The organism is Microbacterium sp. MM2322, assembly GCF_964186585.1.
Taxonomy (GTDB): Bacteria; Actinomycetota; Actinomycetes; order Actinomycetales; family Microbacteriaceae; genus Microbacterium.
This window is the reverse complement of the sequence record NZ_OZ075067.1, coordinates 2,372,415-2,391,573: the sequence shown is the minus strand read 5'-3', so window position 1 is coordinate 2,391,573 and position 19,159 is coordinate 2,372,415. Positions and strand designations below refer to the sequence as shown.

Below are 19,159 nucleotides of genomic sequence, written 5' to 3'. Positions count from 1 at the left end.
GGAGCGTCAGAGCTTGATCTGCGCGACGACCTCGCCGTACTCGGTCTCATCGACCGGGGTGAAGCCCACGCGGCGGAAGAACGCGTCCGGGCCGTCCTCGCCGGCTTCGTAGATGACGTTGACGTGGTCGAACCCGCGTGCGCGGGCCTCGTGGACGAGCTGGTCGACGGCGTACCGCCCGACGCCGCGACCCTGATCGTCGGCATCCACGTTGATGCGCCACAGCACCGAGCGGAAGTGCTCGTGGGGCGCATCCTCATCGAACCCGGCGCTCACGAACCCGACGACCTCATCCTCATCGAGGATGACCCGCTGCCACGAGGTGGCGGGGTCGACGACGGTCGCCGCGATCGCGTAACTCTCCGGTGCGATAAAGCGTTCCTGGCCCGGCTTGAGCGAGAGGGTGTTCACGGCGACGATCGTCGACGCCGACAGTTCTTCTACGCGGAGGTCAGCCATGAGCACAGGCTAACCGCGATCGCTGTGGTCTGCACCTGAACGATCGATGCGGTTTCGCCTCAGGCGTGGATCCAGACGTCGCCGCCGTCCGGCATCCAGTCGTAGAGCTTCTTGGCGAGGGGCGGCGGCATGTTGACGCAGCCCGCGCTCATCTGGTTGCCGAAGTTGTTGTGCCAGTACGCACCGTGGAACGCCTGGTTGCCGTTGAAGTACATGACCCACGGCACGTCGGGCTGCGTGTACTTGTTGCCCGTGTCGCGCGAGGTGCCCTTCATGTCCTGGAGGGCTGTGCGCCAGCCGATCGAGTAGTGACCCGTGAAGGTCACGGCGCCGTCGCGGCCGCTGGAGATCAGCCAGGTGTCGACGACTTTGCCGTTCTCCTTCAGGTAGAGGCGCTGCTCGCCCAGGTCGACCTCGGCGAGACGCACCGTGCTGACGGTGCTCCGCGGAGTCACCTCGACCGGCAGCTCGTACGACGCGTCACCGCTGGCGAGCTGGTCGGCGAAGTCGCGGGCGACTCCCGCCGTGTCGCCGAGCACACGGCCGTCCTGCCCTTCGGCGAGGGTCGAGAGGGTCGTGCCGGATTCGCTGGCGAGGACGTTCGCGCTCACGGGGTCCTGGTTGACCTGGCTCGGGAGCTTGTCGACGGCGGTCTGGATCGCGGCGGCATCCACCGCGTACGAGAAGACACCCGCGTCGTCGGCCTCGACGGTCAGCCAGGAGGCGAGGGTTGCGGCAGGGATCGACACCGCACGGTGGTCGCCGGCGTAGAAACCGGCCTCGGCGATCATGTCGTTGAGACGTGCGCTGGCAGCTTCGGCCGCATCGGTCGTCACCGTGGCAGCGACCGGCTCGGGCGTCGGGTCGACGGTCGCGGTGGACTCGCCCTTGACGAGTGCCGTCTCGAGTGCCGCACGCACCGCGTCGGTCGAGATGCCGGTGCCGTCGACGGCGGGCGTGACGGTGTAGGCGTCCTTCTGGAAGGACACGGTCGCGGGAGTCGGGTCGGAGTAGGCATCGGGCAGTGCGGCGCGGAGCGCGGTCGCAGCCCGGTCGGCGTCGAGGCTGACCTCGGGGGTGCCGTACTCGGCGAACCAGGCGGTGACGTTCCACATGGGGCTGCCGGCGAAGGCGGCGTCGGCGAGTGCCGACGCGTCGACCGACGCTCCCAGGTCCGCCGCCGAGACCGTCGGGCCGCCGTCGCCGAGGGAGACCTCGATGGCGGAGAGGCGCGACGAGATCGTGTCGGCCGCAGCTCCCGCGGTCTGGCCCCCCACCGGTACGCCGGCCGCAGTCGTGCCCGGCGCGATCAACACGAGCGAGCAGACCGTTGCGGCGGCGACGACTGCCGCCACGGGCACACCGATCTTGAGCCACAGGCGTCGGGGCTTGGGGGCCGGCTCTGCCGGTGCCCAGCGCACGTCGACCGCTCCGGTGAAGGCCGAGGTGTCGCCGGCGTCGTGGCGTGTGATGGTCTCGGACATCGATCTCCCCCGAGCTGCACCCCCGACGTTCCGGACGCCACGGGGATCCGGGGTCTCGTCGTCAGGGCGAATGTCGCTTCAGAAAAGGGTACGCGACGGGGGCGGCATCCGGATCATCGGCCGCACAGATCGTGATATTGGGCCATTCCGGCGCGGATGCGGTCCGTCGCCTCGGCCAGCCCGGGTGTGCCGCCGAGATCACCGGTGGCAGCCGCCGCCGTCTCGTCGGCGAGCACGTCGAATCCAGAGCGGAGGTCGGCCACGATCTTCGCGACGCGCGCGTTGTCGACGGAGTCGGCCACCGTGGCCAGCTGAGTCCGCACGTTCGCTGTGGCCTTCGCGGCGGCGGTGGGGTCAGCGGCATCCACCTCGGTGAAGGATGCCATCGCGTCGTCCACGGTGTCGGCGAGGACCGCGCATGCTGCGGTCACGCTCTGGGAGCCGTCGCCGTCGCCGTCGGAGTCGGGCGCGCACGCGGCGCCGAGGACGACGACAGCGCTGAGGGTGAGGAGGGCGCCGATGGTGCGGACAGGGTGGGATGCGGACACGTCGAGCCTCCTCGGATCGGGACCCTTCGAGCCTGCCACGGCGCCGCTGGAGGAACGGTGCAGCGGAACACGGCACGGCGGGTGACATCTGCGCGCCGCGAGTCATAAGGTGTGGCCATGCAGCGAACGACGGTGTGGTCGTGGTTCGTCGGCGGGCTCCTCCTCGTCGGCCAGAGCACCTTCGGCGTGCTGTCGGTCCTGGCGATCCGCTCCGGCGACAGGGCGTCCGTCCCGTTGGAGCTCGGTGCGGCCCTGTTGATCGCTGTCGCCTGCGCGGTCTACGCCTTCGGTCTGCGACCGGCCGAAAGCGTCGTCGCGCGTCGTCCTGCCGGCATGGCGGTCCTCCTCACCCTCGGCGCGTTCATGCTCCTGCGTGCGGTGTGGTGGGCAGGCCCCACCGGGTACACCGCCGGCCTCGGTGCGGAGCTCACTGCGGCGCTGGGCATCATCGTCTCCTTCGTCCTCGCCATCGGTGGGGCGATCGCGATCCTCCGCATCGGGGTCATCCCAGAGCCGTGGAGCTGGATACCGCTGGCCGCGATCGTCCTCGGTCTCGGTCTCGCGGTCGTCGTCGCCGCTGTCACGGTCGTCGCACCGGGCGCCGGTGGCCGCGTGGGGGTCCTGCCGATGACCATCCCGGGCGTCGTCGGCATCGTCTCGATGGTGCTGGCCGTCACGACGCAGCCCTCACCTGCGCGGACGTCGTCGGCGCCGTCGGCTGCAGCGGTGCGTCACGGCTGAGCCGCGAATACCTTTCCGGGGTTGAGGATGCCGGCCGGGTCGAACACGGCTTTGATCCCGCGCTGCAGCGACCACTGAACATCGCCGAGCTCGTCGGCGAGCCAACGGCTCTTGAGGACGCCGATCCCGTGCTCGCCCGTGAGCGTGCCGCCGAGCGCGATCGCCGCGCGGAACAGTGCGTCCGCCGCCTGCCACACCTTCTCGGGGACCTCGTCGCCATCGAAGATGAAGTTGGGATGCAGATTGCCGTCGCCCGCGTGGCAGACGGTGGGGATCGTCAGGCCGTACTCCGCCTCGACGCGGGCGATCTCGTCGAACATCGCCGGGAGTGCGCTGCGGGGCACTGATACGTCCTCGATGAGCGCGGTGCCCAGGCTCTCCATCGCCGGATGCATGGCACGGCGGACCGCCCACAACTGCGCGGCCTCCACCTCGTCCGCCGCGAGCCGCACGGCGGCTCCCGCCGCGGTGAGGATGCGGGCGATCTCCGCCTGCTCGTTCGCCGCGCCGACACCGTCCGTCTGCACCGTCAACTGCGTCGCTCCCGGCGTGGGCGAGGGGAGGCCCAGCAGTGCGTGGGCGGCTGCCAGGCTCACGGCATCCATCAACTCCATGATCGCGGGCTGCACTCCGGCGGCGGTCACGGCCGCCGCGCCGGCCGCAGCGGAGCGCACGTCCGGGAACTGCGCGGTCAGCGTCCGGGTCTCACCGGGGACGACCCGGCGAAGCTTCAGCGTCGCGCCGACGACGACACCCAGGGTTCCCTCGGAGCCGATCATGAGGGAGGTGAGGTCGTAGCCCGTCACCCCTTTGACGCTGCGGTGTCCCGTGGAGATGAGCCGGCCGTCGGCGAGGACGACGTCCAGGGCGAGGACCGCGTCGCGGACGACACCGTACTTCGCGCACAGCAGGCCGCCGGCGCCGGTGGCGATGTTGCCGCCGACGGTCGAGATCTCGCGGCTGGCGGGATCCGGCGCCCACCAGAGTCCGTGGGGAGCGAGGGCGCGACCGAGGTCGGCGTTGAGGATGCCGGGCTCGACCACCGCGAGGAGGTCATCGGGACGGACGTCGAGGACACGGTCCATGTCGCGCACGGAGAGTGCGATCTCGCCCTCGCCGGTGTTCGCGCCCCCGGCGAGCCCGGTGCCGGCTCCGCGAGTGACAACAGGGGTCCCCGTCGCGGAGGCGATCCGCAGCGTGGTCTGGACGTCCGAGACGGATGCCGCCCGCACGACCGCGAGCGGCCGTCGCTCGGCGCGGTGCCCCGACTTGTCAGCCCGTGCCGCCTCCAGAGCGGCATCCGACGTGTCGACCCGTTCGCCGAGCTCGTCGCGGAGAAGGCCGACGACGTCGGTCATGAGAGGCGTCGACGCCCTGAGAGGACACCGACGATCACGGCGACGACGGCGAAGCCGAGGCCGATCCAGGCCTGCCCCGCGCTCCACCAGGCGATCGTGGCCGACAGGTAGACGAGGAGCTCGACGACGCCGCGGGCGAACGGGTGGACGCGGATGACCGCCCGGGGGGAGGCGAACAGGCCCCAGACGAGGAGCGTGGCCAGCGGTGCGGCGATACCGAAGACGATGTTCCACGGGAGTTCCCACGCGGTGAAGCCCCAGATCGCCAACGTCGCGACGGCGAACAGGGCGCACAGGTAGCTGAGCGCGTCGAGGGCCGAGAGCCGTTCGGGGGCGGTAGCGGCGGGTGCGGGCTCCGCGGGTCGTTCGGGCCGGACGTGGGGGAGCTCGGACATGCCTCGATTCTACGGGGGGGTGTTGCAGATCTCCCATTCGTAAGTTCTACTAACAAACATGCCCACCTCGATGCGATCCGCCACCGCGGTGCGCGGCCGCCGGGGTGGCGGCAAAGTCCTCCCCGAGCACGCCCGGGCCGCCAATCGCGCGCTCGTCCTGCAGGCTCTGTTCACGGCGGGAGCCATGAGCCGCGCCGATCTCGCGCGGGAGACCGGGCTCGCTCGCGTCACCATCTCCGATCTCGTCGCGGCGCTCATCGCAGACGGCTACGTAATCGAGCGCGGCGTGCGCGCGGCATCCGGTCCGGGCAAACCCGCGATCCTCGTCGACATCGCCCGCGACGGCCACCGCATCGTCGGGCTCGACCTCTCCGGAAGTGAGAGCTTCGTCGGCGCCGTCCTCACTCTGGGCGGCGAGATCGTCGCGCGGCACGCCGTTCCCGTGCCCGCGGATCACGACGAGGTGCTCGAGGCGGTCCTCACTCTTGTGCGCACCGTCGTCGCCGACGCGCACGTGCCGATTCTCGGCATCGGCGTCGGAACGCCCGGGGTGGTGGACGATCGCGGCGTTATCCTCGCGGCGCCCGGATTCGGCTGGGCGGGCGTTGACCTCGCGGGACGGCTCGAGGCGGAACTGGGGCTCCCCGTCCTCGTCGCCAACGATGCGAACGCCGCCGTCCTCGCCGAGCACACCTTCGGCGGAGCGGGCGACGACATGATCCTCGTCCGCGTCGGTCGCGGTGTCGGCGCCGGGCTGCTGACGGGGGGCGAGCCGTTGACCGGCGCGCGATTCGCCGCCGGGGAGATCGGTCACGTGACCGTCGGTACGGACGGCGGACCCGCCTGCGCCTGCGGGAAGATCGGATGCCTCGAGGCCTGGCTCGCCGTGCCCGCCCTCACCGAGCGCCTCGCCGCGTCACCCGATCCGGATGCAGTCCTGCGCGACGCGGGCGAACGTCTCGGCATCGCCCTCGCCCCGATCGTGGGCGCCCTCGACCTCTCGGAGATCGCACTCTCCGGGCCGGCCGAGCTCCTCGGCGGCGCGCTCGCCGAGGCTGCCGCCGAGACGGTGCGCATCCGGACCCTCTCGACGTCCCACGACGGTGTGCGGGTGCGGATGTCTGCTCACAGCGAGGACATCGTGCTCCGTGGTGCCGCCGTCATGGTGCTGTCCGATCGGCTCGGTGTGTCCTGACCCCCTCCCACGTGCGCGACGGGGCATCGTCCGGAACCGCGGTGCCGCGGCCGCGGCCGGTGACCCGTTCTCCGGAAGATTCGGCCCGAGACCGGCTCTCGGCACCGCCGACCGGCATCCATCCGGAGAACGGTCCGGCGCGGTGGGCCGATCAACGGGGCCGCGGGGAGCGGTCTGGAGAGGCAGTCGCCGGCCCGTTCTCCGGAGGGTTCGGCCCGAGACCGGCTCTCGGCACCGCCGACCGGCATCCATCCGGAGAACGGTCCAGCACGGTCGTCGACCAGGGGGCGGCGGGGAGCGGTCTGCGGCCGCAGCCGGCGACCCGTTCTCCGGAGGGTTCGGCCTGAGACCGGTTCTCGGCACCGCCGACCGGCATCCATCCGGAGAACGGCTCGACGCGGTCCCGCGCCCGGCGGATGCCGCGGTCAGACCGTCCCGCTGACGACCCGCCGCACGTGCAGCTCGGCGTCGAGCAGCACGGCGTCGGCGACGGCGCCGACGCTGAGGGAGCCGAGGTCGGGACGGCCGATCGTGCGCGCCGGCGTCCGTGTGAGGGCCGTGACGGCGTCGGGCAGGGCGACTCCCGCGGCGACCGCGGTGCGGAGGGCGGCATCCTGCGTCAGGGTGGACCCCGCGATCGTGCCGTCGGCCAGGCGGGCGACGCCGGCATCGACGGTGACCTCCAGCGAGCCGAGGCGGTAGGTCCCGTCTGCGGCGCCGGCGGCGGCCATCGCGTCGGTCACGAGCGCGACGCGGCCGGGAGCGGCGGCGAACAGCATCCGGATGACATCGGGATGCAGGTGCACACCGTCGGCGATGACCTCGATCGTGACGCGCGGGTTGCCGGTCGCGGCGCCGACGGGTCCCGGTGCGCGGTGGTGGAGACCGGGCATCGCGTTGAACGCATGGGTGAGGAGCGTCGCGCCGGCGTCGAATGCGCGGCGCGTGGCCTCGACGTCGGCGGCGGTGTGGCCGACCGCGACGACGACCCCGGCTGCCACGAGCTGGGCGATCGCGTCGTACCCGCCGGGCAGTTCGGGCGCGAGCGTGACCTGGACGAGCGATCCGCGCGCCGCCTCGATCAGCGCGGCCACCGTGTCAGGCGTGGGCTCCACCAGCAGCGCCGGGTCGTGCGCGCCGTGGTGGCCCGGGTCGAGGAACGGTCCCTCGAGGTGCGCGCCGAGGACCGAGGCATCCGTCTTCGCGAGATCGGCGATCGCGCCCAGGCGGGTCGCGAGGTCGGCGGGCGAGCCCGCGACGAGGGAGATCACCGCGCGCGTCGTGCCGTGGCGGAGGTGCAGGGCGCGAGCCGCGCGGATCGCGTCGGCGCCGTCCTCGTGCGCGTGCCCGCCGCCGCCGTGACTGTGGAGGTCGACGAACCCCGGCGTGAGCACCGCGCCGTCACCCGCGACCTCGCGCGCGTCGACGACCTCGTCCGCACCGAGCCCGCGCCAGGTGTCGCCGGTTCCGGATGCGGCGACCCGCCCGGCCTCGAGGCGAACCCACGCGTCCGGGGTCTCCCTCCCGCCATCGACGAGCCGGGCGGAGTGGATGATGCGGGTCATGTCGTCCACGGAACCTCCTCGAGAGCGGGAAAGCGGATGCCGAGGGTCGTCCACAACGGCCCGAGACCACCGACTCGGGTGCGGAACGATTCCCACGTGCGCTCGGTCCCGTCGGCGGGGGACCAGGCGATCTCCGCGGCGGCGGCGATGCGGGGGAAGGCGAGCGCGTCGATGTCGGCGAGCGTCGCGACGGTCTCGGTCCAGAGCGGCGCCTCGACGCCGAGGATCGCGTCCTCGGGGAGGCCGGCGATGACCGCCGACGGCTCCCAGGCATAGGCGCGCTCGAGGCTCGTCGCGCCGTTCGCCCAGGTGAGGCCGAGGGGTGAGTCGGCTGTCGGTTTCATGTCGAGGTAGATGGCATCGGCGGGGGAGAGGACGACCCGGCCGCCGCGCTCGGCGATGGCGCGGGTGTGGTGCGGGGCGGCATCCGTCGGCGTCACGAACCCCCAGTACTGGCCGACCGTGCCGGGCGCCAGCCTCGCGACGGCGCCGGCCTCGTGCCACGCCATCGGCGTCTTGCCGAGGTCGGCGATGATCGCGCTCGCGCGGGCGACGAAGAGCGCGAAGTCCTCGGGTGCGGTGCCGAGCGACTCGTCGCCGCCGAAGTGCAGCCACGGCCCGGGGGTGAGTTCGGAGAGCTCGCCGAACACGTCGCGCACGAACGCGTACGTCGCCTCGTCGTGGACGCGCAGCGACGAGAATCCGACAGCGGTGCCGGTGTACGCCTCGCCCGCGACGGGGGTCGAGCCCTCCGTGATGACGTCGGTCACCGGCGCCTCGGCGAGGTCCGGGTAGGCGAGGCCGACGGCGTGCGTGTGACCCGGCATGTCGAACTCGGGGACGACGGTCAGGTGGCGGGATGCCGCGTAGTCGACGATCGCGCGGTAATCGCCCTGCGTGTAGAAGCCGCCCGGGGCGCCGTCGACCGCGGTCGTGGACCCCCTCGCCGTGAGCGCGGGCCGCGAGCGCAGCTCGAGGCGCCAGCCCTGGTCGTCCGAGAGATGCAGGTGCAGGACGTTGAGCTTGAGGGATGCCGCCCGGTCGACGTACGCGCGCACCGTGGCGACGTCGTGGAAGTGACGGGCGACGTCGAGCATGACGCCGCGGTAGGCGAAGCGCGGCGCGTCATCGATGCGGACACTCGGCACCACCCAGCGCTCGCCGTCGCGACGGACCAGCTGCCCGAGCGTCTGCACGCCGTAGAACAGACCCGCGGCATCCGCTCCCGTGATCCGGATGCCGGTGGCCGAGACCTCGAGTCGGTACGACTCCGCGGGGCCGCCGTCGGTCACGGCCAGCACGATGTCGTCGCCTTCGGGAAGGTCGAGGCCCGTGCGCGCGGCGATCAGGGTGCGGAGGTGGGCTGCGGCATCCGGATCTCCCGTGATGCCTGCGCCGGTGAGAGGGAGAGGCGCGTCGCCCGAGACCTCGATGTGCGCGGGGGAGGGCACGAGAGGAAGGGGGAGCATGTCCGCCGCCGTTCTGTAAGGCGTCCTAACAAAACCGATCGGGCCAGCCTATCAGCGGCCCCATCCGTTATGCTCGCAGTGTCGCGACTGGCGTTGAGGTGGACCACCACCGGGGAGCGATTGACACGGCATTCGACCGCGCGCCTGGGCCGATGCGAGATTCCCCATCCCGAAAGCCGTCGTCAGGAGATCGCTATGACCGATTCGCTGTTCAACGCCCCGCTGTCCGAGGTCGATCCCGAGATCGCCGATGTGCTCGAGCGGGAGCTCGACCGTCAGCGCGGGTTCCTCGAGATGATCGCCTCCGAGAACTTCGTTCCCGTGTCGGTGCTGCAGTCGCAGGGCTCCGTCCTCACCAACAAGTACGCCGAGGGCTACCCCGGCCGCCGGTACTACGGCGGCTGCGAGGTCGTCGATGTCGCCGAGGAGCTCGCGATCGAGCGCGCCAAGGCCCTCTTCGGCGCCGGGTTCGCCAACGTCCAGCCGCACTCCGGTGCCTCGGCGAACGCCGCGGTCCTGCACGCGATCGCCCGCCCCGGTGACACGCTGCTCGGCCTGTCGCTCGACCACGGCGGCCACCTCACGCACGGCATGAAGATCAACTTCTCGGGCCGGCTCTACAACATCGTCGCGTACGGCGTCGACGCCGAGACCTCGCTCGTCGACATGGACGAGGTTCGTCGCCTCGCGATCGAGAACAAGCCGAAGGTCATCATCGCCGGCTGGTCGGCGTACCCCCGCCAGCTCGACTTCGCCGCGTTCCGCGCCATCGCCGACGAGGTCGGGGCACTCCTCTGGGTCGACATGGCGCACTTCGCCGGTCTCGTCGCCGCGGGCCTGCACCCCTCGCCCATCCCGCACGCGCACGTCGTCTCGACCACCGTGCACAAGACGATCGGCGGCCCCCGCTCGGGCCTCATCCTCTCGAACGACGCCGACATCGCGAAGAAGATCAACTCGGCGGTCTTCCCGGGCCAGCAGGGCGGCCCGCTCATGCACGTGATCGCCGCCAAGGCGACCGCGTTCAAGCTCGCGATGACCCCGGAGTTCAAGGAGCGCCAGGAGCGGACGCTCCGGGGAGCGGCGATCCTCGCCGATCGCCTCACCCAGGAGGACGTGAAGAACGCCGGCATCTCGGTGCGCTCCGGTGGCACCGACGTGCACCTCGTGCTCGTCGACCTCCGCGAGGCTGCGATCGACGGTAAGCAGGCCGAAGACCTGCTGCACGAGATCCGGATCACCGTGAACCGCAACGCGGTCCCGAACGACCCGCGCCCGCCGATGATCACCTCGGGCCTGCGCATCGGCACGCCCGCGCTCGCGACCCGCGGTTTCGGCGACGCCGAGTTCACCGAGGTCGCCGACGTGATCGCGCTCGCGCTGCTGCCCGGCGCCGACCTCGAGCCGCTCCGCGCCCGCGTTGCGAAGCTCGCCGACGCGTTCCCGCTCTACCCCGGCCTCCAGCAGTGACTGCGCGGCGGCCGGAGCGATCCGGCCGCCGCCCCCACCTCGACACCCGGCCACTGATAAGCGCCGTCAGGGCCGATACACACGGCGGCGCCCCGGGTCTCATCCCGAACGCCGTTTCTCGACGACACAGGAGACACCGTGAGCGCTCAGATCCTCGACGGTAAGGCGGCCTCGGCCGCGATCAAGACCGAGCTCGCCGAGCGCGTCGCCGTGCTGAAGGAGCACGGCGTGACGCCCGGGATCGCCACCGTCCTCGTGGGGGCGGACCCGGCATCCCAGCTCTACGTCGGGATGAAGCACCGGCAGTCCGAAGCGATCGGGATGAACTCGATCCAGCGGGAGCTGCCCGCCGATGCTACGCAGGAGCAGGTCGAAGCGCTGATCGACGAGCTCAACGCCGACCCGGCCTGCCACGGCTACATCGTGCAGCTGCCGCTGCCGAAGCACCTCGACACCGACCGGATCCTCGAGCGGATCGATCCCGAGAAGGATGCCGACGGCCTCCACCCGACGAACCTCGGTCGCCTGGTGCTCAACGTCAACACCCCGATCACCTCGCCGCTGCCCTGCACGCCGCGCGGCGTCATCGAGCTGCTGCTCCGCAACGGCTACGACCTGGCGGGCAAGCACGTCGTCGTCGTCGGCCGCGGCGTCACGATCGGTCGCTCGATCGGACTGCTGCTGACCCGTCGCGAGTACAACGCGACCGTCACACTCACCCACACCGGCACGACTGACCTCGGCGCGCACCTGCGCGAAGCCGACGTCATCGTCGCGGCGGCGGGCGTGAAGCACATCGTCACCGCCGAGCACGTGAAGCCCGGCGCCGCCGTGCTCGACGTGGGCGTCACCCGCGAGGACGACCCCGAGACCGGCAAGAGCCGCGTCTATGGCGACGTCCACCCGGACGTCGCGGAGGTCGCGGGCTGGGTGTCGCCGAACCCCGGCGGTGTCGGCCCGATGACGGTCGCGCTGCTGATGACCAACGTCGTCGAGGTCGCCGAGCGCGCTGCGGGTCTGCGCGTCTGACCGGACGGCCGTGAACGAGGGATGCCGGGTGCCGCCCGGCATCCCTCGCCTTCGTTAAGGGGAGCCGCTCGCCTGTCGCAATGTGCAGGGGCGCGCGGCGAGTTGTGACAGGGGAAGCCTGCCCGGGCGAGCCTCAGGCGGTGAAGCGGGCGAGGAACGACTGGGTGCGGGCTTCCTGCGGTTGCCGCAGCACGACCGACGACAGTCCCTGCTCGACGATCGTTCCGGCGTCGAGGAACACGACGCGGTCGGCGACGTCGCGCGCGAACGCCATCTCGTGCGTCGCCATCAGGATCGTCGCGCCCTCGGTCGCGAGGCCGCGGACGAGTTCGAGGACCTCGCCGACGAGCTCCGGATCGAGCGCCGAGGTGATCTCGTCGAGCAGCAGCACCTCGGGGTCGGTCGCGATCGCGCGGGCGATGGCGACGCGCTGCTGCTGACCGCCCGACAAGCGGTCAGGGTGGTCCTTCGCCTTGTCGGCGAGTCCGACCCGGGCCAGCAGGTCGGCGGCGCGGGCTTCGGCGTCGCGTCGCGGCATCCGGTGCACCACGCGGGAGGCGAGCGTGACGTTGTCGAGCACGGACAGGTGCGGGAAGAGGTTGAAGCTCTGGAACACCGCGCCGAGGCGGGCTCGCACGCGGTTGCCGTCGACCCGGGGGTCGGAGATGTCCTCGTCGCCGAGGAAGATCTGCCCGTCGTCGATCGGTTCCAGCAGACCGAGGCATCGGAGGAGCGTCGACTTGCCCGACCCGCTCGCGCCGATAAGGGCGACGACTTCGTGCGCGCCGAGCGTCACGTCGACGCCCTTCAGCACCTCGCGGTCGCCGAAGGACTTGCGGATGCCGGTGGCCCGCAAGACCCCGCTCACAGGACCGATCCCGACTGCTCGCGCTCGCGAAGCCTCGCCGTGTACCAGTCCGTCAGGCGGATCGTCGGGATCGCCAGCAGGATGAAGAGGATGCCGGCCACGACGTACGGCGTGAAGTTGTAGGTCGTCGCGACGACGCCTTTCGCCCGCGCGAGCGCATCGAGGCTCGCCATGATCGAGATCAGCCCGACATCTTTCTGCATCGAGATGAAGTCGTTCATGAGCGCCGGTGTCATCTTGCGGAGTGCCTGCGGCAGCACGACGCGGCGGAGCGTCTGCACGTGGCCCAAGCCGAGCGCGCGGGCGGCGAGGCGCTGCGACGGGTGCACCGATTCGATGCCGGCCCGGATCACCTCGGCGACGTACGCCGAGTAGGTGAGGGTGACCGCGAGGATGCCGAGGAACAGTTCGTCGATGCGTTCGCCGACGATGGTTGGGAGTCCGAAACCGACGAGGTACAGCACGATGATGAACGGCAGCCCGCGGAAGAGGTCGGTGTAGCCCGCCGCCAGTGCCCGCACCGGGAAGAAGACCGGGCCCCGGAGAGTGCGCACCAGGGCGATCACGAGCGCGACGCCGCCGACCGTGAAGATCGAGATGCCGAGCACCGTCAGGTTGAGGAGGAAGCCCTCCCACACCTTCGGCAACGCCTCGATGGCGACAGCGGGGTCGAAGAAGGCCTGCTGGACCTTCGACCAACCCTCGGTGTTGATGACGGTCGCCCAGACGATCACCGCGAAGGCAAGGGTCGAGCCGATCGCGATGAGCACGGACCGACGCTCCCGCCCACGCCGGTAGGCGCGACGGTCGAGCTCGAGTGCGCTCGGGATGCTGGTACTCACGGATCGACGCTAGCGCGTCCTCACTGGAGCTTCGTCACGCCTGCGGTCAGCCCCGAGAGCCACTCCTTCTCGAGCTTCGCAAGGGTGCCGTCTTCGCGGAGTGCGTCGACGGCGGCGCTGACGGCGGGCGTCAGCGGGGAGTCCTTGGCGAGGAGCAGGCCCCACTGGTCCTCGACGCCCACCTTCGGGAGCTCGCCGACGATGAAGGAATCCGGGATGTACGCGGTGACCGCGACGTAGGCGGTGGGGGTGTCGAGGACGACGGCATCCACCTGTCCGGCGCTGAGGGCCGCAGTCGCGTCCTCGTTCGAGTTGTAGAGCTTCGGCGTCAGATCGACGTCGAGAGCGTCGAGCGTCAGGGCGCTCGTCGAGTTCGCCATGGCGCCGATCGTGATGCCCTTCAGCCCGGCGAGGTCGGTGACACCGTCGGCCTTGCCGCCCTTGAGGGCGATGATCGACTGGCTCGCGGAGTAGTACGGCGACGAGAAGTCGACGCCCTTCTTGCGGTCGTCGGTGATCGTGTACTGCTGCAGGTTCACGTCGAAGCTCTTGGGCCCCGGCGCGATCGCCGCCTCGAAGCTCGTGCGGACCCACTCGACGTCGTCCTTCGCGAAGCCGAGCTTGTCTGCGACGGCGTACGCCACGGCAGACTCGAAGCCCTTGCCCGACTCGGGCTTGTCGTCGTAGACGTAGGGCTCGTAGGCGGTCTCGCCGGTGGCGACGGTGAACTTCCCGGGGGTGACGTAGTCGTCGGCCGAGGGAGTCGCGCCGGCGGACGATCCGGCGCCCGGGGCCGGGTTCGAGGCGCAACCTCCGAGGAGGAGGGCGAGGGCCGCGGCGGACGCGACGAGTGCGGTGCGCAGGGCGGGACGACGGGACATGTGGGCCTCCGGGGGCGCCGAGCGGACTCGGACGGGGAATTCGGGAGACGCCCGCGGTGCGGATCACGGGTGCCGGAATCATTCTCGCGTGAGGACGGATGCCGCGGGTCCCGGGGCGTCGCTTTGTTACACGCCCGTCATCGCCGAGGCGGGAGAGGATGGGGGGATGACTCCCGCACGCACGCTGTTGGTCGGTTCCGGACGCATCGGTTCGCGCGTGGCGGAAGAGCTCCGCAGCGCGGGCGGCGAGGTGGTCACGCTGCGGCGGTCGGCGGCATCCGATTCGGACGGCTGGCGGCACATCGCCGCGGATCTGTCCCAGCCGCTTGCGGAAGCCTTGCCCGCGGTCGATGCCGTCGTCGTGACGCTCCCCCCGGGGGACGAGCCCGACTTCCTCGCGGCCGCGATCACCCGCGTCGCCGAGGCGCTGCCCGCCGCTCCGAGGCGCACGGTATGGGTGTCGTCGACGCGCGTGTTCGAGGGGTACGGCGACGAGCGTCCGCTCGACGAGAGCGACGAGCCGCGGCCGCGGAGCGAGCGCGCCCAGCAGCTCGTCGACGGGGAGGAGCGCGCGGTGGAGCTGTTCGGCGCGACCATCCTGCGCCCCGCCGGCATCTACGGCCCCGGCCGCGATCGGCTCATCCGCCAGGTGCTCGCAGGCACACCCGTCGATCACGACCGCCGGACCAACCGCATCCACGAGACCGACGTCGTCCGCACGATCGTGACGCTCCTGCAGGCCGACGAGGTGCCTGCCGTCCTCCACGCCGTCGACCGGCGGCCCGCGACGCTCGGCGAGGTCGTGACCTTCCTCGCCGGTCGCCTCGGCGTGCCGGTGCCGCCTCGGGGGGAGCCCGCCGAGCGGCGCGGCACCATCCTCGACGGGTCGCGTCTGGCCGAGGTCGTCGACGGCCTCGCATACCCGTCGTTCGAGGACGGCTACGGCGAGATGCTCGCGCAGCGCTGAGTTCCGGTGCAGGTCGCCTGAGCGACGCCCGGTGCGCCGGTGGCGGGGGAGCCGCGCGCGTGCCGAGAAACGGCATCCGGGACGAGACAGGGGGCGGCGCCGCGTGCCTGGACCGGGATGCCGTTTGTCGAGGGGAGGGCAGGGTGCGCGCCCTGGCGGATGTCGGCGGCCGGCGCGAGGATGCAGGCATGACCCCCGCGCAGGAGACCCTCGACTGGCTGCTCGACTCCGATCCGTCGCTGCGATGGCAGGTCGAGCGGGATCTGCTCAGGGCGCCGAGCGCACAGTGGGAGGCCACACGCGCGCGGGTCGCGACGGAGGGGAACGGCGCGACTCTCCTCGCTCAGCAGGGGGCTGACGGGCAGTGGGAGGGCGGGGCGTACTTCCCCGCCGGGTTCTTCGGCAGCCCCGAGTCCGAGATGCCCGGCCAGCCGTGGACGGCGACGACCTGGACGCTGAAGGATCTGCGTGAGTGGGGAGTCGCGGCATCCGCTCTCGGGGGCACCGCGGAAAAGCTCGACCGCAACAGTCGCTGGGAGTACGACGACCTGCCCTATTGGGGCGGTGAGGTGGATGTCTGCATCAACGCGTTCACCCTGGGCGCGGGAGCGTGGCTCGGTGCAGACGTCTCCGCCCTCGCCGCGTGGTTCCCCGCACATCAGCTCGCCGACGGCGGCTGGAACTGCGAGGCGGAGGAGGGCGATTCGGTGCGCGGTTCGTTCCACTCGACGCTGAATGCCGTCCGCGGCATGCTCGCCTATGAGCAGTTCACCGGCGACACGGCCCTCCGGGCCAGTCGGAACCGCGGCGAGGAATACCTGCTCGAGCGGCGCCTCGCCTACCGGCTGTCGACGGGCGAGCTCGTCGGCTCTTTCGTCACCGACTTCGTGTACCCCAACCGGCACCGCTACAGCGCGCTCGCCGCGCTCGACCACTTCCGCGAGGCGTCGCTGCGCGACGGTTCCGCTCCTGATCCGCGACTCGCCGCGGCGATCGAGATGGTGCGCGCGGCGCGGCATCCCGACGGCGCGTGGCACCAGGGGCGAACGCTCGAAGGGCGACGCTGGTTCGATGTCGATGCTCCCGAGGGTCAGCCGTCGCGGTGGCTCACGTTCCTCGCGGTCCGCACCTTGCAGTGGTGGGATGCCGCCCGCTGACGTTCGCGCGGACCCTCAGCCGCCGGCGCGACCCCACCGGGCCGCGAGCGCCTCGGACCCCCGCGCGAGCAGGGCGACGTCGGCGCCGACCAGCACGAACGACGCACCCTCGTCGAGGTAGCGCTGTGCGGCATCCGGGTCGAATGCGTTGACGCCCACGGGCTTGCCCGCCGCGCGGACGGCGGTGAACGCGTCGAGGACGGCGGCGACGACATCGGGATGCGTCTGCGCGCCCAGCAGGCCCATCGAGGCCGCGAGGTCGCTCGGGCCGACGAAGACCCCGTCGACCCCGTCGACCGCGGCGATCTCGGCCGCGTTGTGCACGCCCTCGGTGGTCTCGACCTGGACGAACAGCGACACGTGCCGGTCGGCGTCGGCGAGGTAGTCCTCGACGCGGTTCCAGCGGGCCGAGCGGGCGAGCGCCGACCCGACCCCGCGGCGACCCCGCGGGGGATAGCGGACCGCCTCGACGAGCTCACTCGCCTGCTCGGCCGTATCGACCATGGGGACGAGGATGTTCTGGGCGCCGAGATCGAGCACCTGCTTGATCGTGACGACATCGCCGATCGGCACCCGGACGACGGGTGTCACGGGTGCCGCGCCGACCGCCTGCAGCTGCGCCAACACCGACTCGAGTCCGTTCGGGGAGTGCTCCATGTCGATGAGCAGCCAGTCGAGCCCTGCACCCGCGCAGATCTCGGCGACGAGCGGCGACCCGGAGCAGACCCACATCCCGGCGAGCGGGCGGTCGGCCGCCGCGAGCGCGTCGCGGAAGGTCGGATTCAGATGAAACGGCATTCGATGACCCCCATCGGTCCATAGTCGCAGCGCACCAGGTCGCCTCGCGAGACCCACATCGGCCGGGTGAACGAGCCCGCCAGGATGATCTCTCCCGCCTCGAGCCGCGCCCCGTGCTGGTGGAACTTGTTCGCGAGCCACGCGACACCCGTCGCGGGGTGGCCGAGCACTCCCTGTGCGACGCCCGTCTCCTCGATCTCGCCGTTCCGCGAGAGCACGCCCGGCACCCACCGCAGGTCGATCTCATCGGGGCGGCGGTGCTCGGTGCCGAGGACCATCGCACCATAGGCGGCGTTGTCGCTGATCGTGTCGACGATCGTGCGGCCCTCGAGCTCGATGTGCGAGTTGAGCACCTCGAGGGCGGGAACGGCGTACTCGATCGCCGCGAGGGCGTCGTCGAGCGTGCAGTCGGGACCTTCGAGCGGGCGGGCGAGAACGAACGCCAGCTCGACCTCGATGCGCACGTTGGAGAAGTGGTCGACCGGGATGCGGTCGCCCGAGCGGTAGACGGTGTCGTCGAACATGACCCCGTAGTCGGGCTCGGTGATGCCGGTCGCCTGCTGCATCGCCTTCGACGTGAGACCGATCTTTCGACCGACGAGACGGCGGCCCGACGCGATCATCCGATCGCGCCACACCCCCTGGATCGCGTACGAATCCTCGACCGTCGCCCCCGGGTAGCGGGCGGTGATCCTCGGGATGACGCCGTGCGTGCGGTCGGCCTCGGCGAGCTCGTCGGCGATGCGGGAGACGTCCTCGGCGGAGAGCATCAGAGCTGGTTTCCCAGCTTGTACTCGCCCTGCTTCCACGACGGCATCGCTTCGTCGTCGCCCTCGCGGGTGTACGAGAATCCGTCGGCGCCGATCGTCACGGCCATCTCGCTCCGGTGCTCGCGGGTGCGCACCGGCTGCGGATTGCCGTCGAGGTCGAGGACGAGGGATGCCTCGGTGTACCAGGACGGCACGACGGGGTTGCCCCAGAAGTCGCGGCGCTGGTTGTCGTGCACGTCCCACGTGATGACCGGGTTGTCGGGGTCGCCCGTGTAGTAGTCCTGCGTGTAGATCTCCACGCGGTGCCCGTCGGGGTCGCGGAGGTAGAGGTAGAAGGCGTTCGAGACGCCGTGTCGGCCGGGTCCGCGCTCGATCGCGTCGGAGCGGCGGAGGGCGCCGAGCTTGTCGCAGATCGCGAGGATGTTGTGCTTCTCGTGCGTCGCGAAGGCGACGTGGTGCATGCGCGGCCCGTCGCCGCCGGTCGCGGCGGTGTCGTGCACGGTGGGCTTGCGCCGCATCCACGCCGCGTACACGATGCCGTCCTCGTCCTGGATGTCCTCGGTCACCCGGAACCCGAGGTCCTGGTAGTGGCGCACCGCGCGCGGGACGTCGGGCGTCACCTGGTTGAAGTGGTCGAGGCGGACGAGCTCGCCGGGGATCTGCAGGTCGTATCGCCACGACAGCCGCTCGACGTGCTCGCTCTGGTGGAAGAACTCGTACGGGAACCCGAGGGGATCCTCGACGCGCACCGAGTCGCCGATGCCCTTCGTGAACCCCTCGGGACGGCGCTCGACGCGGCATCCGATCTCCTCGTAGAAGGCCACTGCCCGATCGAGGTCTTCGGGGGTGCGGACGCGGTACGAGAACGCGGCGACGGCGGCGAGGGGGCCCTTCCGCAGCACGAGGTTGTGGTGGATGAACTCCTCCGTCGAGCGGAGATAGATGACGTCGTCGTCCTCCTCGGTGACGTGGAGTCCGAGGATGTCGACGTAGAACTGGCGGGATGCCGCGAGGTCGGTGACCACGAGGTCCATGTACGCGCAGCGCAGGATGTCGGGGGCGGGGCAGGTGGGCGTCTGCACCGGGTCGTCGGTGCGGATGGGAGCTTCTTGCGAGACGAAGAATCCGGATGACGTCTTCGTCATCCCGTCGCGGTGTGTCAT

The 19,159-nt window shown here is 71.1% G+C and carries 19 protein-coding genes and 1 riboswitch; of the genes, 6 read left to right on the top strand and 13 right to left on the bottom strand.

Going from position 1 to position 19,159, the window contains the following annotated elements; genetic code table 11:
- Nucleotides 1-6: 6 nt before the first annotated feature.
- The 3 genes from ABQ271_RS11740 to ABQ271_RS11730 form a co-directional block, all read right to left on the bottom strand.
- Complete coding sequence (locus tag ABQ271_RS11740) at nt 7-459, bottom strand: GNAT family N-acetyltransferase (RefSeq protein WP_349308935.1); 453 nt, start codon at nt 457-459, stop codon at nt 7-9.
- 59 nt (nt 460-518) lie between these two features.
- Nucleotides 519-1,943, bottom strand: a complete 1,425-nt coding sequence (locus ABQ271_RS11735; RefSeq protein ID WP_349308934.1) for a L,D-transpeptidase family protein — start codon at nt 1,941-1,943, stop codon at nt 519-521.
- A gap of 113 nt (nt 1,944-2,056) precedes the next feature.
- Nucleotides 2,057-2,491 (bottom strand): hypothetical protein, encoded by a 435-nt coding sequence (locus ABQ271_RS11730; protein WP_349308933.1) that lies wholly within the window; start codon nt 2,489-2,491, stop codon nt 2,057-2,059.
- 117 nt (nt 2,492-2,608) lie between these two features.
- On the opposite strand from ABQ271_RS11730, the gene ABQ271_RS11725 reads away from it, so the two are divergent.
- Nucleotides 2,609-3,232 carry a hypothetical protein gene (locus ABQ271_RS11725; RefSeq protein ID WP_349308932.1) on the top strand — a complete coding sequence of 208 codons (624 nt, stop codon included), beginning with the start codon at nt 2,609-2,611 and terminating at the stop codon, nt 3,230-3,232.
- Here the strand turns inward: ABQ271_RS11725 and ABQ271_RS11720 are convergent.
- A complete protein-coding gene (locus tag ABQ271_RS11720) occupies nt 3,223-4,590 on the bottom strand; it encodes an FAD-linked oxidase C-terminal domain-containing protein (protein ID WP_349308931.1) in 1,368 nt (455 codons plus the stop codon). The two genes, ABQ271_RS11725 and ABQ271_RS11720, sit on opposite strands and share 10 nt — an antisense overlap.
- Entirely contained in the window at nt 4,587-4,985 is a 399-nt protein-coding gene (locus tag ABQ271_RS11715) for a YrdB family protein (RefSeq protein ID WP_349308930.1), read from the bottom strand. Before ABQ271_RS11715 ends, ABQ271_RS11720 begins: the two co-directional genes overlap by 4 nt.
- 58 nt (nt 4,986-5,043) lie before the next feature.
- On the opposite strand from ABQ271_RS11715, the gene ABQ271_RS11710 reads away from it, so the two are divergent.
- Complete coding sequence (locus ABQ271_RS11710) at nt 5,044-6,180, top strand: ROK family transcriptional regulator (RefSeq protein ID WP_349308929.1); 1,137 nt, start codon at nt 5,044-5,046, stop codon at nt 6,178-6,180.
- Nucleotides 6,181-6,605: 425 nt separating this feature from the next.
- On the opposite strand, the gene nagA is transcribed toward ABQ271_RS11710, so the two are convergent.
- Nucleotides 6,606-7,745 (bottom strand): N-acetylglucosamine-6-phosphate deacetylase, encoded by a 1,140-nt coding sequence (gene nagA, locus ABQ271_RS11705; RefSeq protein ID WP_349308928.1) that lies wholly within the window; start codon nt 7,743-7,745, stop codon nt 6,606-6,608.
- The gene (locus ABQ271_RS11700; protein ID WP_349308927.1) at nt 7,742-9,214 is read right to left on the bottom strand and encodes a family 20 glycosylhydrolase; all 1,473 of its coding nucleotides are present in this window, start codon (nt 9,212-9,214) and stop codon (nt 7,742-7,744) included. Before ABQ271_RS11700 ends, nagA begins: the two co-directional genes overlap by 4 nt.
- Before the next feature lie 73 nt (nt 9,215-9,287).
- Nucleotides 9,288-9,371: riboswitch (ZMP/ZTP riboswitch) on the top strand.
- 38 nt (nt 9,372-9,409) lie between these two features.
- Here ABQ271_RS11700 and glyA point away from each other — a divergent pair.
- Nucleotides 9,410-10,684, top strand: coding sequence for a serine hydroxymethyltransferase (gene glyA / locus ABQ271_RS11695; RefSeq protein ID WP_349308926.1), 1,275 nt, complete (start codon nt 9,410-9,412; stop codon nt 10,682-10,684).
- A gap of 138 nt (nt 10,685-10,822) precedes the next feature.
- Nucleotides 10,823-11,713 carry a bifunctional methylenetetrahydrofolate dehydrogenase/methenyltetrahydrofolate cyclohydrolase gene (locus tag ABQ271_RS11690; protein WP_349308925.1) on the top strand — a complete coding sequence of 297 codons (891 nt, stop codon included), beginning with the start codon at nt 10,823-10,825 and terminating at the stop codon, nt 11,711-11,713.
- Between the two features lie 133 nt (nt 11,714-11,846).
- Here the strand turns inward: ABQ271_RS11690 and ABQ271_RS11685 are convergent, their stop codons facing one another.
- The 3 genes from ABQ271_RS11685 to ABQ271_RS11675 are packed head-to-tail and all read right to left on the bottom strand — an operon-like array spanning nt 11,847 to nt 14,304.
- Nucleotides 11,847-12,581, bottom strand: coding sequence for an amino acid ABC transporter ATP-binding protein (locus ABQ271_RS11685; RefSeq protein ID WP_349308924.1), 735 nt, complete (start codon nt 12,579-12,581; stop codon nt 11,847-11,849).
- A complete protein-coding gene (locus ABQ271_RS11680) occupies nt 12,578-13,423 on the bottom strand; it encodes an amino acid ABC transporter permease (RefSeq protein WP_349308923.1) in 846 nt (281 codons plus the stop codon). The genes ABQ271_RS11685 and ABQ271_RS11680 overlap by 4 nt, the downstream gene beginning before the upstream one ends.
- 20 nt (nt 13,424-13,443) lie before the next feature.
- Complete coding sequence (locus ABQ271_RS11675; protein WP_349308922.1) at nt 13,444-14,304, bottom strand: ABC transporter substrate-binding protein; 861 nt, start codon at nt 14,302-14,304, stop codon at nt 13,444-13,446.
- 166 nt (nt 14,305-14,470) lie between these two features.
- Here ABQ271_RS11675 and ABQ271_RS11670 point away from each other — a divergent pair, with 166 nt between their 5' ends.
- Both ABQ271_RS11670 and ABQ271_RS11665 read left to right on the top strand, forming a co-directional pair.
- Nucleotides 14,471-15,271, top strand: a complete 801-nt coding sequence (locus ABQ271_RS11670; protein WP_349308921.1) for an NAD(P)H-binding protein — start codon at nt 14,471-14,473, stop codon at nt 15,269-15,271.
- A 188-nt stretch (nt 15,272-15,459) separates the two neighbouring features.
- Nucleotides 15,460-16,428 (top strand): squalene cyclase, encoded by a 969-nt coding sequence (locus tag ABQ271_RS11665; RefSeq protein ID WP_349308920.1) that lies wholly within the window; start codon nt 15,460-15,462, stop codon nt 16,426-16,428.
- A gap of 15 nt (nt 16,429-16,443) precedes the next feature.
- On the opposite strand, the gene ABQ271_RS11660 is transcribed toward ABQ271_RS11665, so the two are convergent.
- The 3 genes from ABQ271_RS11660 to hpaD are packed head-to-tail and all read right to left on the bottom strand — an operon-like array spanning nt 16,444 to nt 19,159.
- Nucleotides 16,444-17,226, bottom strand: coding sequence for an HpcH/HpaI aldolase/citrate lyase family protein (locus tag ABQ271_RS11660; protein WP_349308919.1), 783 nt, complete (start codon nt 17,224-17,226; stop codon nt 16,444-16,446).
- On the bottom strand, nt 17,211-17,996 hold the full coding sequence (locus ABQ271_RS11655; RefSeq protein WP_349308918.1) for a fumarylacetoacetate hydrolase family protein: 786 nt from the start codon (nt 17,994-17,996) through the stop codon (nt 17,211-17,213). The genes ABQ271_RS11660 and ABQ271_RS11655 overlap by 16 nt, the downstream gene beginning before the upstream one ends.
- Nucleotides 17,996-19,159, bottom strand: coding sequence for a 3,4-dihydroxyphenylacetate 2,3-dioxygenase (gene hpaD / locus ABQ271_RS11650; RefSeq protein ID WP_349308917.1), 1,164 nt, complete (start codon nt 19,157-19,159; stop codon nt 17,996-17,998). The genes ABQ271_RS11655 and hpaD overlap by 1 nt, the downstream gene beginning before the upstream one ends.